The following is a 13048-nucleotide window of genomic DNA, read 5'->3' on the forward strand; positions in this document are numbered from 1 at the left end:
AAAACTCGCAAATCACAAGCCGGTCACTCACGCCGATGTGACCGCCAGACGAAAGCGCCTGTGTGAAGATGAAACAGCGCTCAACTTGAGTTGACAATCTCGTGAGGAGTGAGGACAGTGCCCGCCGGTCAGAGCCAGCATTCCGGGGGGAACCTATGTCCGTGCGCTCGTTCTTTGCTTTCGCCACAATCGCATTTTCCATGATCGCCGTCAGTTTTCCCGCAGCCGCTGCGGATACCAAGCGCGACATCCAGACGATCAAGGACGCCGATTTCTTCGGCTTTGATCTTCGCACCGAACAGAACGTCTCGCTCGATCAGTGCAAGACCTCCTGCATCGGCGACAGGAGCTGCAAGGCCTTCACCTACAATCCCAAGGTGAAATGGTGCTTCCTCAAATCCGATTTCAAGACGATGAACGCCTTCCCCGGCGCTATCGCCGGCAAGATCGTCGAAACGGCCGGCCAGCAGGAGCGGGATATAGGTGCTGCGCCGCGCCTGACCTTCCTGAGCAACGATCTCATCCAGCAGGCCCATGACTTCAAGGACAACCTCGCGCTCGCCGACGACCAGCAGGGCCAGGGCGTCGACAGCCTGACGGCCAATGCCCGCCTCGACCTTACCGCCAACAACCTCGCCGACGCGCTGAAGTCCTTCCATGGCGCGCTGTCGATCACACCTGACGACGCCGATCTCTGGCTTGAAACCGCCCGCGCCGCCGCATCGCTCGGCAGCGCCGAGAGCAACACGAGCGGCCAGGCCGTGCTCGACGCGCTGAACGGCTACGAGCTGACTCGCACCAAGCCCAAGCGCGCCGAGGCGCTCGCCGTCCTCGCCGACGCCCTGGACCGAAACGCCAATTACCGTCCGGCGCTCGACGCCTACAAGGCGAGCCTGGCGCTGGTTGCCTCCGAAGATGTGCAGACCGCCTACCTGCAGCTGAAATCGACGCAGGGCTTCCGCATCACCGAACACACGGTCGATGCCGACAGCGCCACGCCGCGGGCCTGCGTCACCTTCTCGGAAGCGCTCGTCAAGACCACCGACTACACGCCCTTCGTGACGCTGAACGGCGAAGCGCCGAAGGCGCTGGAAACCAAGAACAAGCAGATCTGCGTCGAGGGGCTGACGCATGGCCAGACCTACAAGATCGGCTTCCGTACCGGCCTGCCATCCGCCGTCGACGAGGTGCTGGAAGCACCTGTCAGCATCGACGTCTATATCAAGGACCGCAGCCAGATGGTGCGCTTCACCGGCGACAGCTTCGTGCTGCCGTCGACGGCGCGCCGCGGCATTCCGATCGTTTCGGTCAACATGACCTCGGCAAACCTCAAACTCTACCGCCTCGGCGATCGCGCCATCGCGCCGCTGCTGACCAATTCGCAATTCCTGTCCCAGCTCGACGGCTACAGCGCCCAGAACATTCAGGACCAGAGCGGCGAACTCGTCTGGCAGGGCTCGATCGACATCGCCAACGAACTCAACAAGGACATCGTCACCAGTTTTCCGGTCAACGAGGCGCTGCCCGAGCGCAAGCCCGGCATTTACGTGATGACCGCAACGGCGGCGAACGGCCCCGCGCAGGAGTGGAATTCGCAGGCGACGCAATGGTTCCTGGTCTCCGATATCGGCGTCACCACCTATGCCGGCACGGACGGGCTCAACGTCTTCACCCGCTCGCTCGCTTCGGCCAAGCCGATCGCAGGCGTCGAGCTGCAGCTGCTCGCCAAGAACAATGAAGTGCTCGGCACCGCGACGACCGACGAAAACGGCCGCGCCACCTTCACCGCCGGCCTGATCCGCGGCACGGCGGCGCTGACGCCGGCCGTCATTGCCGCCAGGAACGGGACCTCGGACTACGTCTTCCTCGACATGACGCGCGCCGGCTTCGACCTTTCCGACCGCGGCGTGACGGGTCGCGCGGCACCCGGCGCGATCGACGTGCTGACGTTTACCGAACGCGGCATCTACCGCGCCGGCGAGACGGTGCATGCGCAGTCGCTCGCCCGCGACACCGATGGCAACGCCATCGAGAACCTGCCGCTCACCTTCATCTTCAGCCGCCCCGACGGTGTCGAGGACCGGCGGATCGTCAGCCAGACCAGCAATCTCGGCGGCTATACCGTCGATTTCCCGACCCAGGAAAACGCCATGCGCGGCACCTGGACGATGAACATCTATACCGATCCCAAGGGCAGCGCGATCGCCACCAAGAGTTTCCTCGTCGACGATTTCGTGCCCGATCGCACCGACATGGAGATCAAGACCGAGGCCAAGGAAGTCGGTCCGGACACGCCGGCGACGATCACCGTCTCGGGCAAGTATCTCTATGGCGCCCCGGCCGCCGGCCTGACGCTTGAAGGCGACGTCGTCGTCAAGCCGACGCGCGAGAGTGCGGCCTATAAGGGCTTCTTCTTCGGGCTTGCCGACGAAGAGGCGAGCGAGGATTCGCGCCAGCCGATCGACGGCCTGCCGGAACTCGACGAGAATGGCGAAGCCTCGACGGATCTCACCATCAGCGAACTGCCGGCAACGACGCAACTGCTGAACGCCACCGTCTATATGCGCATGCAGGAGGCGGGCGGGCGCGCCATCGAGCGGTCCCTGACCATTCCGGTGAAGAACGAGCGCGCGTCGATCGGCATCAAGCCGGAATTTTCCGACGACCTGCCGGAGAACGCGATCGCCAATTTCACGGTGATCGGCGTCAATGCCGACGGGCAGAAGCAGGAGGCGAAGGGCCTGCGCTGGAAATTCTACAGCCTCAACCGACAATACCAGTGGTATCGCGAGGGAACGGCCTGGAAATACGAGCCGGTCTATACCGCCGAGCAGGTCTCCAACGGCAGCGTCGATGCGACGATGGACGGCGGCAAGATCTCCGTGCCGGTGGGCTGGGGCCGCTATCGCCTCGAAGTGGAAAGCCCCGATGCCGACGGTCCGACCTCCAGTGTCGAATTCGACGCCGGCTGGTTCGTGAGCTCGACCTCGACCGAAACACCCGACGGGCTGGAAATCGCCCTCGACAAGGACAGCTACAAGATCGGCGACACCGCCAAGCTGAAAGTCACCTCGCGCCATGGCGGCGAGCTGATGGTGACGGCGGGAACCGAAAAGCTGGTTGCCGTACAGAACGCCACGATCGGCGAGACCGGCGGCGAGATCGACATCCCCGTCACGGCTGATTGGGGTGCCGGTGCCTATGTGACCGCCACGCTCTTCCGTCCCGGCGACGCCCAGGACAGCCACATGCCGATGCGCTCGATCGGCATCAAATGGCTGAAAGTCGACCCCGAACAGCGCGCGCTCCAGGTAACGCTCGACACACCCGAAAAGATGTTGCCGCGCGGGCCACTAAACATTGGCCTGCAGGTGGCGGGTGCCGGCGCCAACGAGGATGCCTATGTGACGGTTGCCGCGGTCGATGTCGGCATTCTCAACCTGACGCGCTACGAACCGCCGAACCCGGAGGACTGGTATTTCGGCCAGCGCCAGCTCGGCCTTGAAATCCGCGACCTCTATGGCCGCCTGATCGACGGCTCGTTGGGTGCGACCGGCAAGCTCCGGACCGGCGGCGATGGCGGTGCCATCGCGCTGCAGGCAAGCCCGCCGACGCAGAAGCTCGTCGCCTTCTTCTCCGGGCCGGTGAAGCTCGACGCCGAAGGCAAGGCCAATGTCTCCTTCGACATCCCGCAGTTCAACGGCACGGCGCGGGTCATGGCGGTCGCCTGGTCGAAATCAGGCGTTGGCCACGGCGTCAAGGATGTCATCATCCGCGATCCCGTCGTGGTGACCGCAAGCCTGCCGAAGTTCCTCTCGCCTGGCGACAAGGCCAATCTGCGCCTCGACATCGCCAACACCGATGCACCGGCCGGCGACTATAAACTGCAGCTGACCGGCAATGACGCGGTCGGCATCGAGCAGGCATCCGCCTCGCAGACGATCCGCCTCGAGGCCGGCGCGAAATCCGAGCTGACGCTTTCGCTCATCGGCAAACAGCCGGGCGCCGGCAGCGTCTCGATCAACCTCTCCGACGCCTCCGGCCTTTCGCTCGACCAGACGGTCGACGTGCCGGTGCGCCCGGCCTCCTTGCCGATCACCGAACGGCGGGTGCTGGCGCTGAAGCCAGGGGCAAAGCTCACCGTCGACAAGAACCTGCTTGCCGACAGCGTGCTGCCCGGCGCTTCGATCAGCGTCAACGTCACCCGTTCGGCCGCCTTCGACATCCCGGCACTCCTGATGACGCTCGACCGCTATCCCCTCGGCTGCGCCGAGCAGACCACCAGTCGGGCGCTGCCGCTCCTCTACCTCGTCGAGGTGGCGAAGCAGGCCGGCATGGCAAACGATGATGATGTGAAGAAGCGCGTGCAGGATGCGATCTACCGAGTGCTCTCCTATCAGGCCTCGGCCGGCAGCTTCGGCCTCTGGGGACCGGATTCGGGCGATGTCTGGCTCGATTCCTACGTCACCGATTTCCTGACGCGGGCCCGCGAAATGAAATATGACGTGCCGGAAAGGGCTTTCGTGCAGGCGCTCGAAAACCTTCAGAACACGCTGTCCTACACCACCGACATCAAGGGCCAGGGCGACCAGATCGCCTATGCCGTCTACGTCCTTGCCCGCAACAAGAAGGCGGCGATCAGCGATCTGCGCTATTATGCCGATACGATGATCAACGACTTCCCGACACCGCTCGCCAAGGCGCATATCGCCGCCGCACTGGCGCTCTACGGCGACGCGCAGCGTTCGAAGACCATTTTCCTCGACGCGCTGCAGATGTCGGAGCAATCGATGGTGTCGCGCGTGAACCTGTCGCGCACCGATTACGGCACGATCCTGCGCGACGGCGCCGCGATCCTGGCGCTTGCCGCCGAAAGCCGGCCGGTGCCGCCCGTCATCCCGGAACTCGCCAAGGCGGTCGGCAAGGAATGGCAGCGCAGCAAATACAAGAGCACGCAGGAAGAGACCTGGATGCTGCTTGCTGCGCGCGCCATCCAGGGCGGTGACGATGGCCTCAAGGTCGATGTCAATGGCGCCGCACACACCGGTGCCTATATGGCACGCATGACCGGCGATGCCCTGGCTGACCATCCGCTGACGCTGACCAACCAGACCAACGACACGGTTTCGGCTGTGGTCACCACCGTTGCCGCCCCGACAGTGCCGCTGCCGGCCGGCGGCGACGGCTTCATCATCGAGCGGACCTATTACACGCTCGACGGCGAGCAGGCGAATGTGAGCGAGGCGAAGCAGAACGAACGCTACGTCGTCGTCATCCATGTGCGCGAAACCAATGACTGGCCGTCGCGCATCGTCATCACCGACCTCCTGCCGGCCGGTTTCGAGATCGACAATCCTAACCTCGTCGACAGCGCCCAGATGGCGAATTTCGACTGGATCGGCGAGATCTCCGCTGCCCATACCGAATTCCGCTACGACCGCTTCGTCGCCGCCTTCAACCGTGCAGCCGGCGACAACCGCGAATTCAACGTCGCCTATGTCGTGCGCGCCGTCACCCCCGGCACCTACGACCATCCGGCCGCAAACGTCGAGGATATGTACCGGCCGGAGCTTTCGGCCCGCACGGCGACAGGCAAGATGGAGGTCGTGACGGCGCAATAATGAGACGGCGGTACAAGTTTGCGATCGGATCCGTGGCCGGCATCCTTCTTGCCGGCACGGCTCTCTTTGCGCTCGATGCCACCGACAAGGCCTACCCGCCGCCACTGGACAGGGCGAATGCCGTCTCCGCCGAAGTGCTGGATGCCGACGGGCAATTGTTACGTGCGTTTGCGACGTCGGAAGGCCGATGGCGGCTGAAGACGACCGTCCTCGAGGTCGATCCGCAATTCCTCCGCATGCTGATCGCCTATGAGGATCAGCGTTTCCATGACCATGGCGGCGTCGACCCCTGGGCGCTCGGGCGTGCCGCCATGCAATTGGTCAGCAACGGCCGCATCGTTTCCGGCGCCTCGACGCTATCGATGCAGGTAGCGCGGCTGATCGAGCCGCGCGAAGGGCGCTCGCTTTCGGCAAAGCTCTTGCAATTGGTGCGCGCCGTGCAGATCGAGCGGCGGCTGCCGAAGGAAGAGATCCTCGACCTTTATCTGACGCATGCGCCCTATGGCGGCAATCTGGAAGGCGTGCGCGCCGCAAGCCTTGCCTATTTCGGCAAGGAACCGCGCCGCCTGACGGTCGCCGAGGCGGCGCTGCTCGTCGCCCTGCCGCAATTGCCGGAACGGCGCCGGCCGGATCGCAATCTCAAGGCAGCCGAGGCCGCACGCAAGCGTGTGCTCGACCGCGTCGCGGTCGCCGAGGCCGTCGGCGACGGCGAAGCCGAGCGCGCTGAAGGCGTTGCGGTCCCGCCACGGCGCATGCAGTTGCCCGCCCTTGCCGCCCATGTCGCCGAAGCAGCACTTCGCAAGGAGCCGACGGTCCTCAGGCATCAGACGACGCTGAAGAAACAGGTGCAGCAGGGGCTGGAGGCGGTTGCGCGGGCAGCGGCCATGAAGCTCGGGCCGAAGCTTTCGCTTGCCATGGTGATGGCGGACGCGCAAACCGGCGCCATCGTCGGCGAGGTCGGATCGGCCGATTATTTCGACGCCAGCCGCTCCGGCTGGATCGACATGACGCGCGTCAACCGCTCACCGGGCTCGACGCTGAAGCCCTTCATCTACGGGCTCGCCTTCGAGCAGGGGCTGGTGTCCCAGGAGACAATGATCGAAGACCGGCCCGCCGATTTCTTCGGCTACCGGCCGCGCAATTTCGACATGAGCTATCAGGGCGATGTCACCGTGCGCGAGGCGCTGCAGCTTTCGCTGAACGTGCCGGCCATCAAGCTGCTCGATGCCGTCGGGCCGTCACGGCTGATGGTACGCTTCCGCCGCGCCGAGGTGCGCCCGGTCCTGCCGCCGAATGAAACGCCGGGGCTTGCGATCGGTCTTGGCGGCGTCGGCATCACCCTGAAGGATCTGGTGCAGCTCTATACGGCGCTGGCCAATCGTGGTCAGCCGGTTAGGCTCGGCGACGGCGTCACCGGTGCACCGGCAGAGTTCGACGGCGAACCGCTGCTGGAACCGGTCGCGGTCTGGAACGTCGCCGATATTCTCTCCGGCGTCATTCCGCCCGCCGGCGCGCCGCAGCGCGGCATCGCCTACAAGACCGGCACGAGCTACGGCTATCGCGATGCCTGGTCGGTCGGCTATGATGGCCGCTATGTGCTCGGCGTCTGGGTTGGACGGCCCGACAACAGCGCTGTGCCGGGGTTGACCGGCTATGGCACCGCCGCGCCCATCCTGTTCGAAGGTTTCGCCAAATCCGGCATCGCGACGACGCCGCTGCCCCGCCCGCCTGCAGGCGCCGTGCGCATCGCCCAGTCCGAGCTGCCGATCAGTCAGCGGCGTTTTGCACTCAATGCCAGCGGCCTGCTCGCCTCAGGCCGCGAGGCCGCACCGCAGATCATCTATCCGCCCGAAGGCGCGCATGTCGATCTCGGCGCTGGGCAAGGCAAGCTGTCACCGCTGATGCTGAAGCTTCAGGGCGGCCGCGCGCCCTTCCGCTGGCTTGCCAACGGCAAGCCGCTGCCCGACCTCTCCCGCCGGCGCATCCAGCAATGGCTGCCCGATGGCGGCGGCTACTCGAAACTGACCGTCATCGACTCGGTCGGACGCGCCGCAAGCGTCGGCGTTTTCATCGACTAAAGCACCGTTCCTTGCGCGTCTGAAAGGACCCGCTACGCGGTAAGGGAACAAAAGCCGCGCTGCAACCGTTGGGGACAATCTCCTTCCAACGTCAGACGGCCCCATGACACTTCCGACAGCGACCTACCGGATACAATTCCGCAACGGCATGACCTTCGATCGCGCCTGCGACCTCGTCCCCTACCTGAAGACGCTCGGCATCAGCCACCTCTACGCCTCTCCGATCTTCACCGCCGTCAGCGGCTCGACCCACGGCTATGACGTGACAGACGCCAACGAGATCGACCCGGCGCTCGGCGGCCGGGCAGGATTCGAACGGCTGGCGGAAAGCCTTGCCTCCGCAGGCATGGGGTTGATCCTCGACATCGTTCCGAACCACATGGCGGCCTCGCCGGAAAACGGCTGGTGGCGCGACGTGCTGACATTTGGCCGGCAAAGCGCCTATTTCAGTCATTTCGACATCGACTGGAGCGAGCCGCTGACCCTGCCGCAGCTCGGCCAGGATTTCGAGGGAGCACTGGCCGACGGCGAACTGCGCATTACGCTCGACGAAACTCACGGCAATTTCGCCTTCGGTTATTTCGAAACGCTGTTGCCGCTGAACCCCGGGAGTTACGGAGCGATCGCAAATCGGCTCGACGATCCGGTTGCCACCAGAATGGCGGAAGCAGCGGCCGTGACCTCCGGCGAGGATTTCAATCGCGCGATGCGCGATATCCTCTTCGAAGGCGGCGATCGGGCAGTTCTCCGGCAAAAACTCAATGACGTCTCCTCCGACCACGATTTCATGAGAAACCTGCATGAGGGGCAGCATTGGCGGCTGGCCCATTGGAAGGAGGCGGCACGACATCTGAGCTATCGCCGTTTTTTTGAGGTGACTGGACTGGTCGGCATCCGCGTCGAAGATCCCCCCGTGTTCGAGGACATGCACCGACTGGTGATCAAGCTGGTGCGCCACGGCAAGGTGCAGGGCTTGCGCATCGACCATGTCGACGGGCTCGCCGAACCCAGGGCCTATCTCGACAGGCTGCGGGAGGCGTCCGGACCGGACACCTTTATCGTCGTGGAAAAGATCCTTGGCGCCGGTGAGGTCCTGCCGGAGAGCTGGCCGGTTGCCGGCACCACGGGATATGAATTCATCGCCGCACTGAGCGAGCTGTTCATCGACGGCGGCGGTCTGCGCATATTGGACGATGCCTATCGCAGCATCGCCGGCGAAACGGGCAATCTCGAGGAGGGCCGGCGGATTGCCAAGCGACTGATGGTCGAACGCAATTTCGCCGGCGAGACCGACAGGCTGGTGTCGATCGCGGCAGGCATCTTTCCCGAGGTGAAAAGAGACGAGATCGCTACGGCCCTCAGCGAACTGCTGATCGCCTTTCCCGTCTACCGCACCTATGGCGACGGCGGCCCGCTTTCCTGGCAGGATTCAGCGGTGCTTGCGGCGACCGCCTCGCAAGCCATGGCGCAGCTCGACGACCGGCGAGCATGCGACCATGTGCTGAAGCTTCTCGAAGGCAAGGTCGAAGGTGACGCGGCCCACGACTTCCGTATCCGCTTCCAGCAATTGAGCGGGCCGGTGATGGCGAAGGCGACGGAGGACACGTTGTTTTACCGCTATAACAGGCTGCTTGCCGCAAACGAAGTCGGCGGCGAACCGGGCAAGGCGCCAGGCGGCCCGGAAGAATTCCACCGCCGCATGGCTGAGCGGGCGCGGCTGCAGCCGCATGGGCTTTCGGCAAGCGCCACCCACGACACCAAACGCGGCGAGGATGCGCGGGCAAGGCTTTATGCCCTGAGCGAAGGCGCCGATGTTTTTGCCCAGGCGGTCGAGCGGTGGCGCGAAATGAACCGGCCGTGGTTGAAGGATCTGCCGGATGGCGCAGCGCCGGAGCCGAATGTCGAATGGATGCTCTATCAGGCTCTGGCCGGCATCTGGCCGGAGGATTTCGACAGAGCACAGACAGAAGAACTCCGCGAACGCTTCACCGATTACGCGGTCAAGTCGGTGCGCGAGGCGAAACTGCGCAGCGGCTGGACGGAACAGGATGCCGCCTACGAGGAAGCGGTCGCCACCTATGCCGCGGCACTGGTCTCGCCTGACAATGACGTCTTCCTCGAGGATTTCGAAACGGTGCTGCAGCCCTTCATCGCGGCGGGTTACCTCAACAGCCTGTCGCAGACCCTGCTCAAGCTGACGGCTCCCGGCATTCCCGATATCTACCAGGGTGCGGAGGGCTTCGATTTCAGCCTCGTCGATCCCGACAACCGCCGGCCGGTCGATCATCAGCGGCTGACGGCCTGGCTTGATGAAGCCGGGCCGATCGCCAAGCTGCAGGCCGCAGCGTTGAAGCAGCGCCTCGTCGGGATCGGCCTGCAGTTGCGCCAGCGGCACGCAGACCTCTTTGCTGGAGGCGACTATCTGCCGCTGAAGGTGACGGGCAACCGGCGCGACCATGTGCTTGCTTTTGCCCGGGTGCATAAGGGTGATTTCGCCATCATCGCGGCGCCGCGGCTGATGTTCGGCTGGCTCGATCCAGGCGTGCTCTTCGCCGGTCCGGAATTCTGGGAGGATACGGCGATTGCCGTCCCCTCCCCGCTTCACGGGCTGAAGGCGGATCTGGTGACCGGAAAGACGATCGAGCCCGGTGGCAGCATTTCGGTCGCCACACTGCTCGGGAGCCAGCCGGTCGGGCTGATCACCCCGATCTGAAGATCAGCCGCCGCAAAAATCGAGTCCATGAAAATAGTGCTTGACCTTCCAGTCGCTGGAAGGTTGATAAACCTATCCAAGTGCCCCTCCGGGCACCGGAGATAGTCATGGATATCAAGCACGAACACGATCACCATCACAGTCACGCCAATGGCGACGATCATTGCCATTGCGGCCATGAACAGGAGAAGGCTGTAAGCGCCATGATCCGTGATCCTGTCTGCGGCATGACCGTCGATCCGCAGGCCGGCAAACCCTCGCTATACCATGACGGCCGCACTTATCATTTCTGCTCCGAGGGCTGCCGGACGAAATTTGCGGCTGCGCCGCAGGATTACCTGAGCGCGAAGGACCCCGTCTGCGGCATGACCGTCGATCGCTCGACGGCGAAACACTTTCTGAAAGTCGACGGCGAGAAATTCTATTTCTGCTCGGCCGCCTGCCAAGCGAAGTTCGAAGCCGACCCAGAAGCCTATCGCAACGGCAACCGCCCAGCGGCACAGCCGGCACCCAAGGGTACGCTTTATACCTGCCCGATGCATCCTGAAGTCGTCAGCGATCGTCCCGGCGACTGCCCGAAATGCGGCATGGCGTTAGAGCCGATGGGCATTCCGCCTGCTGACGAAGGCCCGAACCCGGAACTCGTCGATTTCGTCAGGCGGCTCTGGATCAGCGCCATTCTCGCCATACCGCTGCTGGCGCTCAGCATGGGACCGATGTTCGGCCTGCCGCTCCGGGACGCGATCGGCGAGCCGCAGGCGACATTCATCGAATTGCTGCTGGCAACGCCGGTGGTGCTCTGGGCGGCCCTGCCCTTTTTCCGCCGCGCATGGGCGTCCCTCGTCAACCGCAGCCCGAACATGTGGACACTGATCGGTCTCGGCGTCGGCACCGCCTATCTCTACAGCGTCGTCGCCACGCTTGTACCCGGCATCTTCCCGATGAGCTTCCATGGCCATGGCGCGGCCGTGCCTGTCTATTTCGAGGCGGCGGCCGTCATCGTCGCACTCGTCTTCGTCGGCCAGGTGCTGGAATTGAAAGCGCGCGAACGCACCGGCTCGGCAATTCGCGCTTTGCTCGACCTTGCGCCGAAGACGGCACGGCGCATCGATGCCGAGGGCGGCGAGAGTGACGTGCCGGTGGACGATATCCAGCCTGGTGACCGGTTGCGCGTGCGCCCCGGCGAGCGGGTGCCGGTGGACGGATCCGTCCTCGAAGGCCAGTCGACCGTCGATGAATCGATGATCACTGGTGAGCCCCTGCCGCTGGAGAAGTCGAAGGGTGACCCGCTGACCGGCGGCACGATCAACAAGAACGGCACCTTCGTGATGGCCGCCGAGAAGGTCGGCGCCGACACGGTGCTGTCGCGCATCGTCGACATGGTCGCCAAGGCGCAACGCTCGCGGGCGCCGATCCAGGGTGCGGTCGACCGGGTGTCGGCCGTCTTCGTGCCGGCGGTGGTTGCCGCCGCCCTGCTTGCCTTCCTCGTCTGGGCCGCGATCGGGCCGGAGCCGCGCATGGCGAATGCGCTGCTTGCCGCCGTCGCCGTTCTCATCATCGCCTGCCCCTGCGCGCTTGGCCTTGCGACGCCGATGTCGATCATGATCGCGACCGGGCGCGGCGCGCAGGAAGGCGTGCTGATCAAGGACGCCGAAGCGCTGGAGCGTTTTTCCAAGGTCGACACGCTGATCGTCGACAAGACCGGCACGCTGACCGAAGGCAAGCCGAAGCTTACCGATATCGTCGCCTTCGGCGGGATCGGGGAAAACAGGCTGTTGTCGCTGGCGGCAAGCCTGGAGCGCGGCTCCGAACATCCGCTGGCCGAAGCAATCGTTTCCGGCGCCGAGGAGCGCGGTGTCCTCTTCGTGGAAGTCACCGGCTTCGAGGCAAAGACCGGTAAGGGCGTTCAGGGTCTTGCGGGCGGTACAACAGTGGCGCTCGGCAATGCGGCGATGCTCGCCGATCTCGGCATTGATCCGGCCGCACTTGCCGAGAAGACCGAAGCCCTGCGCGGCGACGGCAAGACGGTGATGTTCGTGGTGTTCGACGGAGCGCTTGCCGGCCTTGTCGCCGTTGCAGACAGGCTCAAGCCGACGACAGCAGCCGCCATTAAGGCGCTGCACGACAGCGGTCTGAAGATCATCATGGCGACGGGCGACAACGAGCGCACGGCACGCGCGGTGGCAAAAAGCCTCGGCATCGACGAGGTGCGCGCCGATGTGCTTCCCGAAGGCAAGAAGGCGCTGATCGACGAATTGCGAGCCAAGGGCGCCATCATCGCCATGGCCGGTGACGGCGTCAACGACGCGCCGGCGCTTGCCGCCGCCGATGTCGGCATTGCCATGGGTACCGGCGCTGACGTCGCGATGGAAAGCGCCGGCATCACATTGGTAAAGGGCGATTTGAACGGCATCGTCAGGGCGCGGCGGCTGGCGGAGGCGACGATGCGAAACATCCGCCAGAATCTCGGCTTCGCCTTCGGCTATAATGCGCTCGGCGTGCCGGTTGCGGCCGGCATGCTCTATCCGATCTTCGGGTTGCTGCTCTCGCCGATGATCGCGGCGGCGGCAATGAGCCTGTCGTCCGTCTCGGTGATATCAAATGCGCTGAGACTGCGCTTTGCAAAACTATAGGAG

4 protein-coding genes are annotated in these 13048 nt (G+C 64.4%); all 4 read left to right on the top strand.

Annotated elements, in window-relative coordinates:
• The first annotated feature begins 155 nt into the window (after nucleotides 1–155).
• Complete coding sequence (locus tag RWJ89_RS07180; RefSeq protein WP_316030761.1) at nucleotides 156–5621, top strand: alpha-2-macroglobulin family protein; 5466 nt, start codon at nucleotides 156–158, stop codon at nucleotides 5619–5621.
• On the top strand, nucleotides 5621–7699 hold the full coding sequence (gene pbpC / locus RWJ89_RS07185; RefSeq protein WP_316030762.1) for a penicillin-binding protein 1C: 2079 nt from the start codon (nucleotides 5621–5623) through the stop codon (nucleotides 7697–7699). Before RWJ89_RS07180 ends, pbpC begins: the two co-directional genes overlap by 1 nt.
• Nucleotides 7700–7802: 103 nt before the next feature.
• A complete protein-coding gene (treY, locus tag RWJ89_RS07190) occupies nucleotides 7803–10412 on the top strand; it encodes a malto-oligosyltrehalose synthase (protein ID WP_316030763.1) in 2610 nt (869 codons plus the stop codon).
• A 107-nt stretch (nucleotides 10413–10519) separates the two neighbouring features.
• The gene (locus RWJ89_RS07195; RefSeq protein WP_316030764.1) at nucleotides 10520–13045 is read left to right on the top strand and encodes a heavy metal translocating P-type ATPase; all 2526 of its coding nucleotides are present in this window, start codon (nucleotides 10520–10522) and stop codon (nucleotides 13043–13045) included.
• The last annotated feature ends 3 nt before the right edge of the window (nucleotides 13046–13048 follow it).

This window comes from Rhizobium sp. 10PS4, from assembly GCF_032464805.1.
Classification (GTDB): Bacteria; Pseudomonadota; Alphaproteobacteria; order Rhizobiales; family Rhizobiaceae; genus Rhizobium; species Rhizobium laguerreae.